19 protein-coding genes are annotated in these 19,906 nt (G+C 45.0%); 10 read left to right on the top strand and 9 right to left on the bottom strand.

From position 1 onward, the window contains the following. The first annotated feature begins 25 nt into the window (after nt 1–25). Nucleotides 26–298 carry an oxidative damage protection protein gene (locus tag OV592_RS04610; protein WP_016401386.1) on the top strand — a complete coding sequence of 91 codons (273 nt, stop codon included), beginning with the start codon at nt 26–28 and terminating at the stop codon, nt 296–298. A gap of 192 nt (nt 299–490) precedes the next feature. On the opposite strand, the gene OV592_RS04605 is transcribed toward OV592_RS04610, so the two are convergent. Further along, complete coding sequence (locus OV592_RS04605) at nt 491–1,108, bottom strand: DUF4115 domain-containing protein (RefSeq protein ID WP_406610568.1); 618 nt, start codon at nt 1,106–1,108, stop codon at nt 491–493. Between the two features lie 136 nt (nt 1,109–1,244). Here OV592_RS04605 and OV592_RS04600 point away from each other — a divergent pair, with 136 nt between their 5' ends. Further along, complete coding sequence (locus OV592_RS04600) at nt 1,245–2,126, top strand: AEC family transporter (RefSeq protein ID WP_406610567.1); 882 nt, start codon at nt 1,245–1,247, stop codon at nt 2,124–2,126. 120 nt (nt 2,127–2,246) lie between these two features. Then, on the top strand, nt 2,247–4,196 hold the full coding sequence (locus tag OV592_RS04595) for a methyl-accepting chemotaxis protein (protein ID WP_406610566.1): 1,950 nt from the start codon (nt 2,247–2,249) through the stop codon (nt 4,194–4,196). 56 nt (nt 4,197–4,252) lie between these two features. Here the strand turns inward: OV592_RS04595 and OV592_RS04590 are convergent, their stop codons facing one another. After that, entirely contained in the window at nt 4,253–6,622 is a 2,370-nt protein-coding gene (locus OV592_RS04590) for a fatty acid cis/trans isomerase (protein WP_406610565.1), read from the bottom strand. Nucleotides 6,623–6,984: 362 nt separating this feature from the next. On the opposite strand from OV592_RS04590, the gene OV592_RS04585 reads away from it, so the two are divergent. Together OV592_RS04585 and OV592_RS04580 are read left to right on the top strand one after the other, a co-directional pair. Next, nucleotides 6,985–7,188 carry a DUF2061 domain-containing protein gene (locus OV592_RS04585; protein WP_016401391.1) on the top strand — a complete coding sequence of 68 codons (204 nt, stop codon included), beginning with the start codon at nt 6,985–6,987 and terminating at the stop codon, nt 7,186–7,188. Then, nucleotides 7,182–7,379, top strand: coding sequence for a DUF4250 domain-containing protein (locus OV592_RS04580; RefSeq protein WP_406610564.1), 198 nt, complete (start codon nt 7,182–7,184; stop codon nt 7,377–7,379). Before OV592_RS04585 ends, OV592_RS04580 begins: the two co-directional genes overlap by 7 nt. An 85-nt stretch (nt 7,380–7,464) precedes the next feature. On the opposite strand, the gene OV592_RS04575 is transcribed toward OV592_RS04580, so the two are convergent. Both OV592_RS04575 and OV592_RS04570 read right to left on the bottom strand, forming a co-directional pair. After that, complete coding sequence (locus tag OV592_RS04575; protein ID WP_406610563.1) at nt 7,465–8,139, bottom strand: hypothetical protein; 675 nt, start codon at nt 8,137–8,139, stop codon at nt 7,465–7,467. A 40-nt stretch (nt 8,140–8,179) separates the two neighbouring features. Continuing rightward, nucleotides 8,180–8,893: an HAD family hydrolase gene (locus OV592_RS04570; protein WP_406610562.1), complete on the bottom strand. Its 714-nt coding sequence runs from the start codon at nt 8,891–8,893 to the stop codon at nt 8,180–8,182. 154 nt (nt 8,894–9,047) lie between these two features. Between OV592_RS04570 and OV592_RS04565 the strand changes: the two genes are divergently transcribed. Next, nucleotides 9,048–9,284: a DUF2375 family protein gene (locus OV592_RS04565; RefSeq protein ID WP_406610561.1), complete on the top strand. Its 237-nt coding sequence runs from the start codon at nt 9,048–9,050 to the stop codon at nt 9,282–9,284. Here OV592_RS04565 and OV592_RS04560 read toward each other — a convergent pair. Further along, nucleotides 9,281–10,750, bottom strand: coding sequence for an MATE family efflux transporter (locus OV592_RS04560; RefSeq protein WP_406610560.1), 1,470 nt, complete (start codon nt 10,748–10,750; stop codon nt 9,281–9,283). The two genes, OV592_RS04565 and OV592_RS04560, sit on opposite strands and share 4 nt — an antisense overlap. 103 nt (nt 10,751–10,853) lie before the next feature. Next, nucleotides 10,854–13,121: a 5-methyltetrahydropteroyltriglutamate--homocysteine S-methyltransferase gene (gene metE / locus OV592_RS04555; protein ID WP_406610559.1), complete on the bottom strand. Its 2,268-nt coding sequence runs from the start codon at nt 13,119–13,121 to the stop codon at nt 10,854–10,856. Between the two features lie 265 nt (nt 13,122–13,386). Here metE and OV592_RS04550 point away from each other — a divergent pair, with 265 nt between their 5' ends. After that, nucleotides 13,387–14,310: a LysR substrate-binding domain-containing protein gene (locus OV592_RS04550; RefSeq protein WP_406610558.1), complete on the top strand. Its 924-nt coding sequence runs from the start codon at nt 13,387–13,389 to the stop codon at nt 14,308–14,310. Nucleotides 14,311–14,454: 144 nt separating this feature from the next. Continuing rightward, nucleotides 14,455–15,441, top strand: a complete 987-nt coding sequence (locus OV592_RS04545) for a GGDEF domain-containing protein (protein ID WP_338624286.1) — start codon at nt 14,455–14,457, stop codon at nt 15,439–15,441. A 56-nt stretch (nt 15,442–15,497) separates the two neighbouring features. On the opposite strand, the gene OV592_RS04540 is transcribed toward OV592_RS04545, so the two are convergent. Next, the gene (locus OV592_RS04540; RefSeq protein ID WP_406610557.1) at nt 15,498–16,271 is read right to left on the bottom strand and encodes a YMGG-like glycine zipper-containing protein; all 774 of its coding nucleotides are present in this window, start codon (nt 16,269–16,271) and stop codon (nt 15,498–15,500) included. 174 nt (nt 16,272–16,445) lie between these two features. Between OV592_RS04540 and OV592_RS04535 the strand changes: the two genes are divergently transcribed. Further along, complete coding sequence (locus tag OV592_RS04535) at nt 16,446–17,387, top strand: helix-turn-helix transcriptional regulator (protein ID WP_406610556.1); 942 nt, start codon at nt 16,446–16,448, stop codon at nt 17,385–17,387. 15 nt (nt 17,388–17,402) lie between these two features. Here the strand turns inward: OV592_RS04535 and OV592_RS04530 are convergent, their stop codons facing one another. Next, nucleotides 17,403–17,768 (bottom strand): hypothetical protein, encoded by a 366-nt coding sequence (locus OV592_RS04530; protein ID WP_016401402.1) that lies wholly within the window; start codon nt 17,766–17,768, stop codon nt 17,403–17,405. Nucleotides 17,769–17,971: 203 nt separating this feature from the next. On the opposite strand from OV592_RS04530, the gene OV592_RS04525 reads away from it, so the two are divergent. Further along, the gene (locus OV592_RS04525) at nt 17,972–18,931 is read left to right on the top strand and encodes an endonuclease/exonuclease/phosphatase family protein (RefSeq protein WP_406610555.1); all 960 of its coding nucleotides are present in this window, start codon (nt 17,972–17,974) and stop codon (nt 18,929–18,931) included. Here OV592_RS04525 and rarD read toward each other — a convergent pair. After that, a complete protein-coding gene (gene rarD, locus OV592_RS04520; protein WP_406610554.1) occupies nt 18,928–19,872 on the bottom strand; it encodes an EamA family transporter RarD in 945 nt (314 codons plus the stop codon). The genes OV592_RS04525 and rarD overlap by 4 nt on opposite strands. Between the last annotated feature and the right edge of the window lie 34 nt (nt 19,873–19,906).

Here is a 19,906-nt window from a genome sequence, read left to right as displayed (position 1 = left end):
GCAAAGCAAGGAAAAAGGACCTATTATGGCTAGAACCGTATTTTGCCAACGTTTAAAAAAAGAAGCCGAAGGCTTAGATTTTCAACTGATTCCTGGTGATGTGGGCAAGCGCGTTTTTGACAACATCAGCAAAGAAGCCTGGACCGAGTGGCAGAAAAAACAAACCATGTTCATCAATGAGAAAAAGCTTAACTTGATGAATCAAGATGACCGCGAGCTACTGCAAGCAGAGATGGTTAAGTACCTGTTTGAAGACGGTGAAGTGGATATTGAAGGTTACACACCACCCAGCCAATAAACTCCGAGGCAAAACCCAAAAAACAGAGCACCAGCTCTGTTTTTTTATTTCTAGTAATTAGGGTCTGTTGATCTTTGGTGTTGAAATGTTATTCGAGATAAGCGGGCTTTAATCGCGGCGAGCACTTAGAAGCCTAGTGGGCTAAGAAATTGCTGCAAAAAACCATCAGCAAAGATCAACAGACCCTACAGTTTAACGATTAGGCGGCACTTGAAAATAGGCATTTTCAGTGTCTTGGTATGCGCTTAAATCCACTTCTTTACCTTGGTAACTAAGCGCTATCTGCGCCGGCTCACTAACAGTGACAGCAAATGGAGCTTGCCCCTGCCATTGCTGGTAGGTGCCAGCTTCTAAGGTTTGATTAACTAAAGTACGCTGCTGGCTATCCACAATCCGCAACTTAAGCTCACCATTCACCCTCACGCTAATAGTCGCCGGGCGATAGTAATGGCGCGGATAGTCATGTGGATACCAATAGTCCCAAGGATCATCTAACCAATATATCGGTGGTGGCAGCACAATGATAGGTGGCAATATTTCCTCAGGTGGGATCACCTCTTCTGGCGGCGGAGCAATCGGTAGCTCCACCTCTGGCTGATCAACTTCGGGCAATACTTCAGTGATTGGAGGCTCAGGCTCTAACTCAGGCAGTTGTTCTGGTTCCGGAAAGTCCGGCTCAGGGAAATCTGGCTCTGGAAAGTCCATATCCATATCCATGTCCATGTCAAACTCATCTTCGGCAATAGCCGCCGTTGGCATTTGGCCAGCTATAACGAGCAAGATCACAGCGAGGTAGAGCTGTTTCAACATAATTCCCCCAAAACATTAGTGAATTCTTTGTTAGCCTAGCCACTCCAGCCAGTAAAAGCTATTACCACCTTTTGCTAACTAGCCCCCACACACTTTTCTGGTAAGCTTAATTCTCACTCGACGAAGGACTGATGCTGTGGCTTGGCAAATCTTAAGTATTGTTGCACCGCTAATTATTATTGTGGTGTTAGGCCTAATTTATGGCCGTAAACACCGACCCGACATTAGCGCTGCCAATCGCATGAATATGGAGATATTCTGCCCCGCCCTAATCTTCTCGGTGCTAGCAAATACCCAGTTAGAGCTAGCGGATTATAGCGAATTGCTACTAGCATCAATTTGGGTAGTGTTAGGTTCCGGCCTAGTATTGCTTCCTCTGATTAAGCCTTTAGGATTAAAAGCGCGTACCTTTTTGCCACCAATGATGTTCAACAACGCCGGTAACTTGGGGCTACCACTGATTATTTTAGCCTTTGGCGAAGCTGCCATGCCAATTGCTGTGATTCTATTTGTGGTTGAAATGGTCTTACATTTTTCGGTAGGCCTGTACTTTATTGATACCAAAGCAAAATTACTTTCAACACTGCGCATTCCGGTGATTGTTGCTGCCATTGCCGGCATAGTCTGGGGAGCCTTAGACCTCTCGCTACCCAAAGTCATTGCCACGCCAATAGAAATGCTCGGACAAATATCGGTTCCGCTAATGCTATTTACTCTAGGAGTGAGATTAATCGATGTTGATTTAAAAGATTGGCGCATCGGTATGATTGGCGCTATCGCTTGCCCCCTTAGTGGCCTATTGTGTGCTTTCATCGCCATTGCTGTTTTGCCGCTCAACAGCTTGCAGCAATCTTGCTTAATTTTGTTTGCAGCTTTACCGCCCGCCGTACTCAACTTTATTATTGCCGAACAGTATCAAATTGAACCGCAACGGGTAGCCTCCATTGTAATGCTGGGCAACATCGCCAGCTTAGTGTTTATCCCGTTAGCCTTATTGTGGGTATTACCTGCGAGTTAACTGCAAGTTAAGCTGTGTTCTTTACCCCGCATTTACCGCTAAGTTATTCAAGGCAAATTAGAATTCCTGTCTAAGTCCACTATATTTATCTTAATACGCGCTCGCATAGTGGACTTAAAAATGAAAATAAGAACAAAGTTTTTGCTGTTGTTACTCGCAGGAGTGGTTATCCCAGTATTGGTGATTTCCATCATCACTGTTTGGAGCGTGCGCAATAGCGCTGAACTCAACTTTGAACAAAGAAGTACTGCAGAGCTCGGGCACATTGACACCACCTTTTCCATCTACCTGAACGGCCTAGCCGAAGATGCTAAATTTCTCGCTACCTCTAAAGTCATCCGACAACTGGACCATAGTGTGACCACCTACATGGGCAAACCCAGCACCATGATGACTCCTGATAAAGTTGGTGGCGTAGAGCAAGAAGCCTTTCACTTTATGCGTGAATTTGGCGAAGCGCGGCCCGACTTAGCCTATGTCTACTTGGCGATGGACCATGGTGGTTATATTCAATGGCCCTTAGGTAAAAACTCTGCCGACTACGACCCAAGAGTGCGGCCTTGGTACCCTTTATCTATAAACTCGACAACCCCAGTGCGTATTCCCGCCTACCAAGATTTAATCTCTAAAACCCCCTTGGTGGACTACATGGTGCGCTTTGAAGGCGCCAAAGGAGCATTTGGTACTATTGGCGTAGATGTCACCCTAAGTAAACTCACAGACTTAATTAAAAAAGTGAAGTTTGGTGAACAGGGCTACATCATCATGATTGAAGACAGCAATACGATTTTGGCTGACCCATCAAGTGAAAAAAACCTGTTTAAAGCGATTGGCGACGTGGCAAGCTATCAGGCAATTCAAAGCGCATTGCCAGGCTTACACACCATAGAAAAAGACGGTGAAACGTGGTTAGCCAACGTGTATTTATCTCCTGATCTTAACTGGCGCTTTATTGGCTTTATGCCTGCCAGCGAAGTGTATCAACAAGCCAACTCGCTAATCACCCTGATAATAGGCGTTGCCATATTGATGATGGTGGTATTTATCGCGATAGGCTTTACCTTGATGAACGTGATCACCAAACCGATGATTACCATCACCGAAGGCCTAGAGGGCATCGCATCAGGTGAAGGCGACTTAACCCAGCGTTTAGATATCCAATCTAACGATGAATCGGGGCAAATGGCCAATGCCTTCAACCGCTTTGTTGAATCGATTAACTCATTGGTTGCCAGCATTAAAGGTAATAGTGAGCGAGTAGATAACTCCGCGGCGCAAGCCAGTGAGTTGTCCAGCACCATGAAACAAATTGCAGAAGGGCAATTAGCTGCTGTAGAACAAGTTTCAACGGCATTCCATGAAATGGTAGCCACCTCTAATGAAGTGGCGTCAAACTGTAGCCAAGCGGCTTCTAGCGCCGACGACAGCCAGCAACAGGTAGAAGAAGGTCATCAACTTATTCAAGATACGGTGCGCGCCGTTAGCCAACTAGAAACCACCTTGAATGAGTCCAATCAAGCCATGGATGAACTGTCGCAAGAATCAGCCAACATCACTGTAATCTTAGATACCATTCGCGGCATTGCTGAACAAACCAACTTGTTGGCCTTAAATGCCGCCATTGAAGCCGCCCGAGCGGGTGAGCAGGGCAGAGGATTTGCAGTAGTTGCAGACGAAGTGAGAACCCTAGCTGGTCGCACCGCCGAATCCACCGAAGAAATCGACAAGCTATTGAGCAACTTACGCCAACAAACTTCCAATGTAGCCACTAAGCTTTCTAGCAGTATTGAACACTCAACCACCTCGGTAACTGCGACCAACCAAACCAGCACAGTGTTTGAGGCTATATTGCAATCGGTACTTACCATTCGAGACATGGCCACGCAAATTGCAGCCTCAGCAGAAGAGCAGCACTTGGTAGCAGAAGAAATCAATCGCAACATCACCGATATTCATGACGGTTCTAGTCAAGCAAACGAGGTTTCTCAACAACTAGAACAAAGCGCAACCGCTCTTAACTCTCTAGCGGGAAGCTTACAAGAAATGGTATCGCGATTTAAAACAAACTAACAAAACGAAAAATTAAAAAGCCCAAGCACTTTGCTTGGGCTTTATGTTAGATAAATCTAGCGATTCTCTAGGCGACTGTAATCCAACACGCCCGACTCCAAAGGCTCAGCTTGGAGGTAAACTTGATGTAGGCGGTCACTAAATGGCCAAAACTCGTTATTGGTTCTGCGAATGCCATATCGTTTCATAAATGCTTGATAGCCTTGTTCGTTATGCACTTGCACCAAAGTTTGTTGTAATTGTTTCAATTCTGACTTTTCGACTTGCCAAAATGCACCAGGATAAGCCCCTACTAAGCCAGGCAAAACAGATATGGTGTCTTGATCTGGCAAACGGTTATTATCTTCTAAGAACAAGCTAGAAATGTTGGTATGAGCGTTATGCCTCAATAGCGTGTAGTACTCAGGCTCCTCTTTCTCTACGTCGTCAACCTGAATAAACACCACTTGTGGCAACAGCTTAATCGCGCCACCGCGCCAAGCACCTAATTGAATGGCAAAATCAGTCACTTCTCGTGAATATTGCGGCCAGGTAATTTGATGTTTTTGGCTTAATACAGGCGCCAATTTCTCGCCAATCATGTCAAACAACTGCTGTTTGTATGGCCCGTCTCCGCTATATTCCACTGCACTTTTAAAGAAGGCCTCTTGCGGGCGAGACTCAACAAATTCGATAATATTTTTGTCTGCACCTATATACCAGCTACGTAGTTCATCATAACGCATTTCAGCAGGTAAGAATGAGGCAAAGCTGCCTTCACCTTCCATACGTAAAAAGTCCATGTATAAACGGGTTACTAATTGATGACCTAAGTTGCCGTAAGGGTCGAACCCAGCAACTAATAAGTAGTGAATTCGCTCGAACAAGGAGTAATCAATAACCCAAGCGGTTTTTGGCTGCCTGCCTACGGTGCCTTTTACAACGCTGGCACTGTCAAAGTGGCGGAAGATAGTAAGTGCGGCATTTTGGTTTACCCCATCACCATCCCACAGTAAATCTAAATTGAGTATCGAGCTGTCTTTACTCAGCCATTGATTCACATGGTCGATACTGGCATCCATAAATTTGCGGTGACGCTTAGAGTAATTAAGCCAAGCGCTAATTGGCAGCACATTACTTTGCTCAACCGATGGCATTCTTAAGTGGTCGCTCTGTTCAACTAAGAACTCAGCTTGCTCTTGTTCATAGCGATTATCGGGGTTGGCGAAATATACCCAGAAGTGGTCTTGAATAACATTTAAAGCCACCTGACCGCGACAAACAGGCCCTTTCATAAAGCCCATAATAAAGGTTTCGGCATCATCCAACATAAAGCGATAACGACCGTTCACAGTAAGATCCTGAAAAGCCACAAAAGGATTACCCGCCACTCTAGGCTCGTAACTCGGCAAGCTGTCTACGTTAGTATCGTCACCTAAAAACCACTCGTTCCAGCGCTGCTGGCGAGCCTTGTCTAAGCGATAAGGAATATGGGTTTTCACCACAATGGTTTCGCGCTCTGGAGCCAAGCGGTAATACACGCGGCTTACATCTGGGTCATCGTAAGGGCGACGGGTTGCTATTTCATCAATGGGTGTACCTGGGGCGGTTCGAGAACGCACCAGTTTAAAAAAGGCAGGGCGAGTATTTGGGTCATCACCAAAATACAAATGGGTAATGAACAAGTGTTCGTAAATATAACGCGCCATTAATTGCTCTTTGAGCGAGTCACCGTTTAGAAAAGACTCCCAATAAGCAACCTGCTCAGCAAGCTGATTATGTGCGCTTAAGTCATCGGCCATCGGCGCGCCGCTGGCTAGCCAAGCACTTAACGTATCGAACTCGGCATCACTAATTGCCGGCAGCCCATAAGGCATTCCCCATTCAGGATGTGAAGCCTGCACCTTAGCGTAGCCTTCAATACCAACACACTGCTGGGCTCGATCTAAAGCAAAATCAAAGGCCTCGGGATCTAGAATCTCGTTACCAGGGTCTACATAATCGCGCTTTTGTTTTAAGGCTTGGTACATTACCCCCGCTTCTAAATTTGCTTGTTCGCTTTGAATACGCTCATTTAATACCGGGTTAAAACCTTTCTGACGCCACATTTGCGTAGACTTAGCATCAGTATATAGGCGGGTGGTTGGAGCGGCAGTCACTCTGCTGGCATTGTACACGCGCTCAGTAGTTACCCCGCGGTCAATCCCGGCGGCAGAAGTAAGTTTTAACTGGCAAGGCGCGTCGTAACAGGCATGACACATCACACAACGCTGATCTAAAATTGGCTTTACCTCTGAAAGGAACTCTGCAGCAGGAGGATGGCTCTCTGAAAAAACTCGCGTTTGTACCGAGGCTTCGCCAAATTGTTGATCAAACTGATTAACAATTACGCTTGAACAACCTACTACAAACAGCAGCCCCCAAAAAATACTAAAACGTCGAAACATAGCTCATCCCTGATACAGCCTTATCTTTACTATTAGGCGCTTAACAATAGCCTAAGTATATAACAACTAAGCAGCTTAGCGCGCTTTTAGATTGGCCAGCTAACACAAGCAGGCAAGATACAGGTTTGTGGTTTTATTAATGAAAAAACAGTTCAACCGCGCTAATTGCAGCAAGATAAAGCACAACATGTGTCTGTTCATTTTTAGAAGTGACTGGCGCATTTAGCTACTTCCCTAGCCAGCTTTAAATTTTTGCCTTCCAACCTTCCAATCAACTGTCGAATAAAAAAAGCACAAAAATAACTTGCAAAGTAAATGATAATAATTATCATTTAGATATAGAAATAAACGAGGACAACATTATGATTAAAACATTAACTTTTGCCAGCATGCATTTCACTATCGCTTTTTTGGTCACTTGGTTGTTAACTGGTGACATGATGATTGGTGGTTTGGTCGCCATAGTAGAGCCAGCAGTAAACAGTGTGGCTTACTTCTTTCACGAAAAAGCATGGACCAAATGGGGCTTCAACCGCCCTCAACCAGCCAAGGAATATGCATGTTAGACCAACAACGCGTTCAACAAATAGATATCAATATCTTGGTAAGCATTGTAAACATGCAAATTAGAAATGAGTTCTCTAGCTTTACTGAACTATGCAGATTTTACGAGCTAAATCAGAGCCAATTGAGCCAACGCTTAGCATCAGCAGGTTATCAATTGCAAGCTAAGCAACAACAGTTTACCGCGGCCTAATCACCTACCCCGCTCTGCTCAACAAAGCGGATGGCCAATTTACATAAGCGCTTAAAAAGAATAAGCAGCTTGGTAAATAGCTAAACTACTCTGCACTGGCATTCATCGCGCTATAAGCACGGTAGGCAAATACTAAAAAGAAAGCTTCGAGTACTTGCCCAAACACTCGATTGGCAAACACCCATATGCCATTGGCGTTATTGTCTAATAGCCAATGATGCACAGCCCAAACCGGTATCATTGTAACCCCAGCAACCACTATCACACCCGCTAGCAAAGGCCACTTATAGGCTTCGGTTTGCCGCCAACTTGCGCTAATCGCTTCCACGGGATTGCTTTTATTTAGTACACAATGTAAATCTGCCACCAACAACCGACTGGCGATAACAATACCAGGCAACACAAAAAAGCTCAGGCCAAGCATTACCAAAGCAAAACAAATTGCCACTACCGTAAACAACAAAGGCCAAATACTTAATGAAGCTTGAAAGCAGCGAGCAATTGACCAAGGCTGCTGTTTAAACTGGGCGCGCATGTACAAGATGATCGCACCTTGATAAACAGGCTGCATTAACAAACCTATTATCACAAACATCCAATAATTTGCGGTAGAAGGCTCGCTAGGGTTTTGAACATATTGGCTTTGCAGTGCGGCAAAAGGAACAGCAAAGGGCAAAACCATTAATGCCAATTGAGTAAAATGCTGACGGTAAAAACGTAAGCTATCGGCCAACCAGTCCCATAAACCAACTATTGCCATACTGCTTTCACTACTCCTTTAAAACCGCCAACCAACACGTTTATGCTAAACCAATGCACTGATGTAATTGATTTAGTGAGGCTATTGTCCAGTTTACATTTTCCAATGGCTGATATTCAGGTTCACAGCTCTTGCTTCTTTGTAGCCACACACTGCTCATCCCCGCTGCATTGGAGCCTTGAGCATCATTCACCAAGTTGTCTCCTACATAACAACATTGGCTAAGCTCAAGCTTGGCCAATTGCGCGGCTTGCTGAAAAATCTTTGCTTTAGGTTTAGCAACACCAGCCGCTTCTGCGGTTAGAACAAACTCAAAATAATCGAACAAGCCAGCTGCGCGTACTTTTCGCTGTTGCATATCTTCTGGCCCATTAGATACTAACGCTAGGCGCCAGCCTTGTTGCTTAAGCTGATCTAAACAAGCCAAGGTATCGCCGTACAACACCGTTGCATCAATATATTGCTGCATGAAATATTCGAAAGCCTGCTCAGCAGCATCTGCACTTAAACTCTTATCTTGCAAAGCCTCGCGCGCGCGGGCTTGGCGCATTTCAGCGGCGCTAAGTTTACCTTGTAAAAAAGCTGGATAATGAAGTTTTAGCGCACGCTTCCAATGACTTAGGGCGTCATCAGCTTGCGAGGGATTATATTTACCAAACAAAGCTTTAGCGGCGGTTTCGGTAGCAACTCCGTCATCCACTAAGGTGTCGTCTAAATCAAACATTAGCATCTTGGCTTGGATTGGTTTAATCATCGGTATTCCTTTTATTTTCAGTCAGATTAGCGACAGGAAATAAGAAGTCAACGATTGTTTACAGCAAGTCCTTCTGCCTTCCCCCAAAAGCTAGTGATCTAATCGGCCAGTGCTAACGTTATATTGAGGCAAAACACAATTGGAAGGACTCATCATGAAAACTCAATCTGTTGGCCTAAGTGATGTTACCGTGCTTTTTTACCCAAGCGACAACCCTTTTCAGCTGCAATCTATGCTGTTAAAAGATCAAGTTGTGAATTGCCAAGGCAGAGTGGTGATCCCCAGCAAACACAAGCAGGGAAAGATTATTGTTGCCGTGATAGCCGGCCAAGCCGACTTACTAAATTTACTCGGCGACCGATTTGATGTAAGCCCCTTGTCTGTGGCTTAAGGTTTAGCAGCTGCGGTATCTGTAGAAGATACTGTATCCTCCAAATCAGCTTCCGCACACATATAAGCGCGACTAGAACAAAATGGCGTAAGCGGCACACTGGGCTCTAATGGCTGCTCTTGCTCGGCTAATTGACGTTGATGCTTGTTGGTGACTCTAGCCACAATATAAAAAGCCATTCGCAGTGCCAATAATCCAAATACAACGGTTCCTACTGCTTGACCACCCAACACACCCAGCGGGCCAAACCACTGTCCACCTAGATAAACAAAAGGGATTGTGCCTAGAGTTGCTTTACCAAAATTAAGCATGGTAGAGGTGCTTGGGTAACCAAGATTATTAAAGGCAGCGTTAGCCACAAACATCGCCCCATTAAATACAAAGCTAAAGCTTATCCAAGTACAGAAGAAGCCAATAACAGTGGCCGCTTCGCCACCCACACCAAACACATCCACAATGACGTTTTGCCCCAACAGCAAAATTAACGACACAGCAACAACAAACCCACCGTTAAACCAAAGCGCTTTGCTTAAGGCCTCATGTACTCTAGCGTAATTATTTGCACCAAAGTTTTGCCCAACAATAGGGCCAATGGCGCCAGATAACGAGAATATCATGCCAAATGCCACCGGCATTATACGTCCAACCACAGCCCAACCCGCTACGTAGGCATCGCCAAAAATAGCAATAGAAGCAGTAACGTAGGCATTGCCCAAGGGAGTTGCTACATTGGTCATCATCGCAGGAGCAGCCACCTTTAAGATAGCGCGCAGATCTTCCAACCACTTTTGCAAACTAAAGCCAGCAAACAACTGGTGCTTGTAGACCACCCCAGACAAGGCAACACCTGCAACCACAAAGCGCGCGATAACCGAGGCAATAGCGGCACCAGGTAAACCAAGCCCAAGCGCAAATATAAATATCGGGTCTAACACCGCATTTACGCCCCCACCCGCCAAGGTAGACCACATCGCCCGTTTTGCATCACCTACCGAACGCAGTGCAGCGCCACCACTCATGGCCAAACCAAGAATCGGTAGCGAAGGCAGCAAGATTCTTAAATACTGTACTGCAAGTTCATGGGTTCTGGCCTTAGCGCCAATCAAGCTCAATAACTCTGGAGCAAAATACCAAGCCAAAGCGGCAAAAGCAGCGCTAATCAAAAAACCAGTAAATAAGATATTGGTGACTAACTGCTTAGCCCGCGCTTTATCTTGCTGGCCAATCGCTTTTGACACCAAGGCGGTCATTGCAATCGATAAGCCAATAGAAATTGAAGTGGTAAAAAATGCGATAGTTCCGGCGTAGCCTACCGCTGCAGCAAGCTCAGCCTCACCCAGCAAGCTAATAAAAAACAGATCGGCTAAATCAACCAAAAATAAAGCAGTTAAGCCAATGGCATTGGTGGAGGACATAACAACGATGTGGCGAAAAATATCACCAGACACGAACTTTGCCTTTGGCATAGAAACTCTCAAAACAACTGGGTAATTTCTAGTGTAGGCGCTAATTAAAACGAAGTCATTGGCGAAATAGCCCCTTAATTAAAGGGGCTATTGCTGGTTAAGTTTAGCTAAAGCTAGCACGTAGCTCTTTGGTTGCTAAGACCATGTTGTTTAAGGCTGCCTCAGTTTCCTGCCAATTACGGGTTTTTAAGCCACAATCTGGATTTACCCACAAGCGTTGCAATGGGATCCATTGTGCTGCTTTATCAATCAACGACTTAATATCATCGATGCTAGGAATGTTAGGCGAATGAATGTCGTAAACACCTGGGCCAATTTCATTTGGATACTCAAAGTGCTCAAAGGCCTGCAACAAACTCATCGCCGAACGAGAAGTCTCAATGGTTAATACGTCGGCATCCAATGCGGCAACCGCCGGCATAATGTCATTAAACTCGCTGTAACACATATGAGTATGGATCTGCGTTTCTGGCTTGGCGCTAGCTGCTGATAACTTAAAGGCCGATACCGCCCAACTTAAGTAGTCATCCCATTGGCTGCGTTTAAGCGGCATACCTTCGCGAATAGCAGGCTCATCAATTTGAATAACTTGAATACCGGCTTGTTGCAGCTCAGCCACTTCGTCATTAAGCGCGATAGCGATTTGCTCAGCGATTTTGGCGCGGCTAATATCCTCGCGGGCGAAGCTCCACGTCAAAATAGTCACCGGGCCAGTTAACATGCCTTTAACCGGCTTGTTAGTTAAGGATTGCGCATAACTGCTCCACTCAATAGTAAGAGGTTTAGCGCGCTCGATATCATCTACAATAATTGCTGGTTTTACACAACGCGAACCGTAACTTTGCACCCAACCAAAGCGGCTAGCAATAAAGCCATCTAATAGCTCGGCAAAATACTCAACCATGTCGTTACGTTCGGCTTCACCATGCACTAACACATCCAAATCTAAGCGCTCTTGACGCTCAATGGCATCCTTAATGTGTTGCGCAAGCGCAGCATCATAATCGGCTTGGCTTAGTTGCCCTGCTTTATATTCGCGACGCTGACGGCGAATTTCATTGGTTTGTGGAAATGAACCGATGGTAGTGGTTGGCAAGGGTGGCAATTGCAAACTTTGCTGCTGAATCTCTTGGCGCTGTGCAAAGCTTAAAGTACGCTCACGCTCAGCCGGGGTTAAGGCGCTAATTCGCTGCTGCAAGCTGGAGTTGTTTTTCTTGCTAAGGTTTTGCAAAGCAGCACTGTATTGGCGAGATAGCCGCAGGGCGTCAGCTTCACCATTTAGCGCTTCATCAAGTATTTGCAGCTCAGATAGTTTTTGCTCCGCAAAAGCCAAACGATACTTAGCATCACCTAAGTCCGTTTCACTCTCTAGGTCAAGCGGGCTGTGTAACAAAGAACAAGACGAGGCAAGCCACAAGCGCTCGCCTAAACGAACTTTAAGTGAACTGTAGTTCTCGATAATTTCTGGCAAATTTGCTCGCCATACATTTCGACCATTAATCACACCAGCAGACAGTACCCACGATTCAGGTAACCAAGTTAGTACTTGCTCAAGCTGTTGTGGAGCGGCAGATAAATCCAAATGCAGCCCGTCTACCGCCAATTGCTTAATCACCTCAGCATTGTCTAACACATCTGCAAAATAACTGGTCAAAAGCAACTTAGTGGGGCTTAGCTTTGTTTGATAAGCAGCTAACAATGCGTCTTGCCATTGCGAATCGAGCTCTAGGCCCAAGATAGGTTCGTCCACTTGAACCCACTCCACACCTAAATCAGCAATAGCTTGGAAGATCTCGCGGTAAACCGTTAACAACTGTGGCAATAACGACAAACGGTCAAAATCACTGGCTGCTTGGTCGTCATTTTTACCTAGGTACAGGTAAGAAACAGGCCCCAAAATAACCGGCTTAACTGCATGGCCTTGCTCAAATGCTTCGCGAATTTCATCAAACAGTTGCTGCCACTGTAGGCTAAATACACTGTCTTCAGAAAACTCCGGCACAATGTAATGGTAATTAGTGTTAAACCATTTGCTCATGTCTGATGCCGCATGATTACAACCACAGCCCTGTTGGCCTCGAGCAATTGCAAACATGCTATCTAGGTTAATTTGCTCAGACTGATGACGCTTAGGCAGGTTGCCTAACAATAATGAGGTATTTAGTACTTGGTCGTACCAAGCAAAATCGCCGACGGTCACCCAAGCTTGACCGCTGTCTTTTTGCGCTTGCCAGTTTTGTTGGCGAATGTTTTTGCCAACTTGTAATAACTCTTGCTGCGAAAAGCCACCACGCCAGTAGCGTTCTAAAGCAAATTTTAGTTCTCGTTGCTTACCAATTCTTGGGTAACCCAATACGTGAGTAGTGCTCATATCAATATCCTTTTAGCCGTCTAGATGTATAAATCCATATTGACCAGAGCGAGGCCTCAACACAATTGAAAAGCCATCAAGTTAAATTGAATTTCTCTCAACTTTGCTTAATTCAGTGAAAACTTGTCATACAGAATTAAAGCTCCCTATCTATATTGAAAAATATTCATGTTAAGCCATCTACCTTGGCACTTATATGTACAAACAAACCTGAACTGCCTAAGCTGCAAATTCGCCCAAACACTTAAAGGAGCTAGCCAGATAAATGTTAGAGATAAAGCATTTACGTTGCATTCAAGCTATTGCTGCTAGCTCTTCTTTAAAGTCAGCGGCTGCTAAGTTGTTTATTACTGATTCGGCGCTATCTCACCAGCTAAAAGACTTAGAGCAACGCATCAATAGTCACCTAGTATTAAGAAAGCAACAGCCCTTGCAACTCACCCAACACGGCCAGCAACTGCTTAGTTTAGCCCAGCAAGTGCTGCCTTTAATTGAACAAACCGAGCAACAATTTAGCACCGCCCAACAACAGCAAACACGTTTAAACATTAGTGTTGATTGTCATGCTTGTTTTCAATGGCTATTACCGGCTTTGCAGCGGTTTCAGCAAACCTGGCCAGAGGTAAATAGCCATTTTTGCCAAGATAAAGACTATAACGGCCTGCCCTTGTTACAGCGTGGGGAAGCTGACATTCTGCTAACGTCTGAAGTAAGCCCAGAGGAGCAAATCCACTTTGAGCCTTTATTTGAATATGAGATGGTACTTATTTGCCCACCTCAACACCGCTTAACCAGCCAAGCGACAGTAAAAGCCTCCCAGTTAAGCCAAGAGACCATCATTAGCTACCCGGTAACGCCACAACGCTTAGACCTATATCGTTACATTCTTCAGCCCAGCCAAGTAGCTGTAAAACAATGGAAACACGCCGATAACCCAGCCATGTTACTGCAAATGGTCGCAGCAGGAATGGGAGTGGCAGCGATGCCTTATTGGGCTGTAGAGCATTATGCGCAACAACAATTTGTGCACTTGCTGTCGTTTGAACAAGCCTTATGGCGCCCCATGTACGCAGCTTTTAGTAAAAACGCTCAATCAAGTACAGTGCTAAAAGACTTTGTTGAACTTATTTTGCAACAAGCACTCAGCCAACTAAAAGGCAGCAGAGCATTAAGCTTTAAGCAAAAATAAAGCGTCAATTTGATTTGACGGATCCGCCAAAAAGAGTTTACTTTTAATAACATAAGGAAAGCTCCCAGCTCGTATTTTAACTTTTTGGCATAGGTTTTTGCGATGGTGTCTGACTGGTCTCCAGCAGAGTTTACAGAAAGAAAAATGAGCCTTGTCATGCATTTGGCAGGTTTCATTCCTAGTGCTTATTTTTCAATTACTCATTTAGTTAACGGGGTATTTTGGTACGGCTTAGTGGTACTACCCTGCGCCTTGGCCATTTTAGTTTCGCTATTCTTCTTATTCACCAAACCCGAATCCAACCATTACAAAACTGCCGACGTATGGTTCTTATTGCTAGCCATTCCCCCGGTTTTATTAGCGCTAACTCAACCCAATATGCATGGCGAGTTTTTTGTTCCCGCATTAATTTTGGCCTGCTTTATCCACTTACCGCTGCAAATGGCAGAGCGCCTTGTATTGGCTGTAAGCATTCTGGCAATAATTCTTGGTGTTCATCACTTAGGTGTTCATCAAGGTATACGTTTTAGCATTGGCGTAGTGGCCTCACATATTTTTGCTTGGGGCTTAGCGCGGGTACTGGTAAAACAAAATAACGAACTCAAAGAACTCGCTTTTAAAGACTCCCTCACGCGCTGCTACAACCGCAGAGCCTTGTTTGATGAGCTGCTAAAAGCTACCCAACAACATAAACGCAGTGGCATCAAAGCTAGCATTATCCTTTTAGATTTAGACCATTTTAAAGCCATTAATGATCAACATGGCCATAATGTAGGCGATCAAATACTAGTGTGGTTTGCCCACTTTTTGCAACAAAACACCCGCGTTAACGACCGCGTTTTTCGCTACGGAGGCGAAGAGTTTCTTATCATGTTGCATGATGCAGACTTTGATACTGCCTACCAAACTAGCGAGAAGCTCGTAGCTAAAATATCTAGTTTATTAGCGCCTAACCAACTGTCGATTAGCTTTAGTGCAGGTATAGCTAGCATCAAAGAAAGTGAGAGTATTGATGATTGGATTGAACGGGCAGACCAAGGTTTATACCAAGCCAAGCAAGCGGGGAGAAAGCAAACTTGGCCCAGTCAATTTGAGCGTGTAGAAACCAGCTCACCAAAACAGCCTATTTAAACACGTCGTTTAAATAGGCTAATAACGACTAACGTTACTTTATAAGTATAATTTTATTAGCTGATCTTGCTAAAGCGATAAGACTGGATCATTTTCTCTTCACTACCTTGCTGTGAGTAGGTTTCAACAATCCATAGCTGCGGGCTCACCACTCGTAACTCCATGCGCATATTAGCTGTACTAACTTGGCTCAAAGGATAGTAGCTAAAACGATTCATCGCCGCTTGAAATTCCCCGGCATACACAACATCGTTCTCAAGATTTGAAGCACTCACACTTAACTGATGTCCCTGTTGCTGGTTATAACTTATCGTTGTGCTGGCTTGTAGTTCAAGCTGTTCACCTGCAACTTCTAGCTGCTCTAGCTCTACCGTAGCAGCGTCACTTTCCATCATTTTACCGCGAGCAAGCCCCTGCGCTTCGATGGTGCTACCATCAGGCTGAATCGCCCAAACGTTTACCTGCCATTGACCCAGTAATTTGTTCAAATGCTCACCTTGATTGGCCGTTGCATTGTCACCATTCATAATCACTGTGTTTGGCTGGGAGATAGCTTCTGCAGTTACATCGGTTCGACGATTCTCTTGGCTATTCTCGTAGTCGCGCATTGCACCACTGGCACCACCAGCCGCAGCACCAACAGCAGCACCTTTCACTGCCAACTCTGCATCTCCAGTCACCGCGCCCATAACCAAACCTACAACGGCTCCACCTACTGCGCCAGTTTTCATTCCTTGGTTAGGATCTGGCTCACCATCCGTTGAGGCACAGCCAGCAAGCATGCTGCTTGCAAGTAAAACGACACTAATAGAGGTTCCGACTTTGTTCATTCAAGATTCTCGTGGTTGCTAAATAATCGGTCGCTAAGATAAATCAAAGCACCAGCTAGCATCAGAGCATGCAAAAAATATTTTTTTATAATCAATGCCTAGCGAGCCCCTTTGGGCGATTCAACAAGTGCTGCTAAAATAAAGTACATAATAACAATTACTTGAACACTCTATATGGCTAACTACAAGAGCATTGCCGACTACTTGCAGCAAAAACGTAACCAAGCAAACCTAACCCAAGAACAGCTTTGCCAAGTATTAGCGGCCTTTAGCCCAGAGTTTAGTGAGCTTGATGCCTTGGCAGTGAGCCGTTGGGAGCGGGGAAAAGTAGAGCCAAGTTTAAATCGGCAGCTAGAAATTATTCGCTACTTTGGTGATGAAGCTTATAAGATTTTCACTTCCAGTAGCTTTAGCTCGAAAAACCTTCCTAGCAACCAAGCGATGAATAAAGTCCTTGAAGCTCGAGCCAAGTTTAAACACTACTTGGGAGCTCATCCCTATCTCCCTCAAAGAGAACTGAGCTTTGAGCGCATAAGCCCACCCCACCCTTTAGCGGATCATAGTGCTCAACACTTAAGCAATTACATTGATAACCTCACCTTTGGCTATGAGCAGTGGGACAGCGCTTGGCTCGAGACGCTTCAAAACCATCTCGCTGCAGAGGTAAGTTACTATTTCTACCTCGGTCAACTCGCTGGGCATTGTTTTGCTCTCAAGATAAAACAGCCCTACTTTGAGAAGCTACTAGACAAGAGCTTAGATGAAACCGATATATGCGAAGAAATGCTAGCCAGCAACAATGAACCAGCCAGCTTATATATTTACTCCATTTACACAGGGCGAGTAAACGCCATCACTCAAGTTTATGAAAACTTGTTTAAAGCCTTCATTATGAATAAGTCGTTAAGCTATATAGGCATAAGAATTCGCCGCGACATTGCTTTTGTGATGTTAGAAAACGTACCACACTCCATTGAAGCGATAGGCCCACCAAGTGACAACCGTAATGTAGGTATCAAACATAGAGGTAAGCGCTATCAGTACGTAACCTGTAGGATAGAACGACAAGCGCTATTTAATTCACCGGTATTTTTAAATATCTTAAGAGGTGATTGAGGAGTTCTGAAGATGCTATTGAATAGCCAAGCTCTCTTGCTCTTTGCGCCACAAACGATGTCCACAGGCTAGACAAACACACTCACGGCGGTGATCCATCAGGCTTTCCAAACCATACTCCCACGTTTGATCGCTATCGCAATGGATACAACGAATCGTATTAGCATCTTCGGTTTTTTCAGGGTAACGAGTCTGATAGTCGTTTAGCGTGGGTAAACGAGCCCACACTCTTTGACTACTATCGCGGCGATTAAAAAACAGCACTACCGCACCCAGTAATATTAGTAACAGCTGAAACACACCACCTGCCTTGGTTTTTTTTAAGCTTAAGTTCTTAATACCGAACCCAATTTCTGCAACAGATCCTTGCTTAGAAAACATTTGAAATCAACCTACTTGTTAACAAAACCACCATTAACAGCGAAATGCCTGCGGCACAGCTGTTACATATTGTTTACGTTTCCATAACTGCGCATACTACAAGAACTTTGTTACGCTAAAACGACGTGACATGGTAATTTGCCACTTACCGCGTATATACTTATGCCCAGATTTCACAGGGCGCAGAAGGTAACAATAAGCTAATGAATAAGCTAGTAAAATTCTTCTCTATTACTCTTTCTATTTGCTGCCTGCTAGCAGCAGGAGCAATATTGAGCTTGCCGCATCTGCCAGATACCCCTCTAGGAATATCCATAAGCTATTTGAGCCTATTCTCTCCGCGCTGGTGGGCGATTTTACTGGCCCTTACGCCGATTTTGTTTATCCGCCAGCTAGGCAAATGGCAGTATCTAAGCTGGGCACTCTGCGCGGTGGTGTTTGTACAGTTTCAAGATCTTCAACTTAAGTTGCCTCAGCAGCAAGCTAGCGCCATCACTATTTTGTCTTTAAACAACGGCAATGGCGCAAGCTCACTGCAAATTCGCCAGTTGGTGGCACAGCTAAAACCCGACATTGTGTTTATGCAGGAATCAAAGCCTGAGCGGGTGCAGCAAGTCTTTGACGATAGTTGGTATAGCCACTGCGACCACCTTTGCACCGTAAGCAGAACGCCAATAGAACATCAAGGCAGTTTATCGCGTGAAACCTTTGGTGGCTTTGGTAAATTTGCGGTGTTTTATCACACCACAATTGAAGGAAAAGAACTGAGTATCGCCAATATCCATATGGACACCCCAAGGCCAACCATTAACGCCTTAATCCATCGTAGTTTTGAGCCTGAAGCATTCAATAACTTGCACTTTGCTCGCAACATGCAAGCCTCTTTGGTGGCGTCTTGGGCTAAGCAGCAAACCAGCTACATAGTTGCTGGAGACTTCAATATGACGGTCCAAGAAAATCTTTATCAGCGGCATTTGGACGGTCTAAACAATGGCATTGACTTAGTAGGCAGCGGAGTTAACTACACCAAATACACGTCATGGCACGGCGCAAGAATAGACCACGTATTAGCTTCAGAAGATCTTAGTTTTGCCAGCGCCAGGGTACTTGATTCAGTAGGCGGCGATCACCGCCCAATCACTGCAAGTTTAGCGCTACCTTAACAAGCTTTAGGCAGCTTTTTGCGGCTTGCCGTTTGTCGAACACCGCGCCGCAGACCATCTATTGCCAATAACACTAAGGCAAAAATGATCAACATATAAGTTGGCCACTGCTCAGGGCTTAAACGCTCACCAAGTAACCAGCCCACGCTAAATACCAATACAGGTTCTAAATAACCCATTAAGCCAAACAAACTCAGTGGCAAATAGTTAGAAGCAAGTAAAAACAGTAACATAGGAATGGTACCGGCTACCCCCAGTCCGAAGTAATACAGCCAAGGGGCATAGTTGTACAGATTCGAGAGCTGGCTTTGCGCTTCGCTCACGCCATCCCCCATTAGCAAATAAGCGCACGCAAGCGGCAATAGCATTAAGTTATCAATAGTAAAAGCAATATGGCTGGGCAAGGGATACTTACGCCGCAACATAAAATACAAGGGATAACCCAAGGCCACCAACAACACTATCCACGACAATCCATCAGCCATTACGTAAGCGTAAGCAACTCCTACAGCTGCCACTGTTACAGACACCCATTGCAGGCTACTAAGCTGCTCTTTATAAACAAACCGTCCCACTAATACCAATACTAAGGGCAACGAAAAATAACCCAGCGCAACCGGCAGCGTCTGGCCGTTGGCTGGCGCCCAAATAAACAACCAAAACTGCAAGCCAACTAATACAGCAGCCAGCATCAAGCGTGGCCAAGCTCGCCAATTAGCCATCTGCTGAATGAGCAAAGGCAATTGCTTGAAGCAAGCTAACCCTACAAACATCAGCAAACAGCTCCACACAATACGCTGAGCAGCTAGCCAATTGCCGCTGTTTTCATTTAAAGGAAACTGATGGATGTACCAAGGAAGAAAGGCAAACATGCACGATGCCATTACCGAGCAAGCTAAACCAAAATAAAGACGGGAAGAATGAGAGGAAACTAGCGCCACAGCAGCCACTTAATCAATGAGTTAAACCCTGATT

Source organism: Agarivorans sp. JK6, from assembly GCF_045277145.1.
Classification (GTDB): Bacteria; Pseudomonadota; Gammaproteobacteria; order Enterobacterales; family Celerinatantimonadaceae; genus Agarivorans; species Agarivorans albus.
This window is presented reverse-complemented; position numbering and strand designations above follow the sequence as displayed.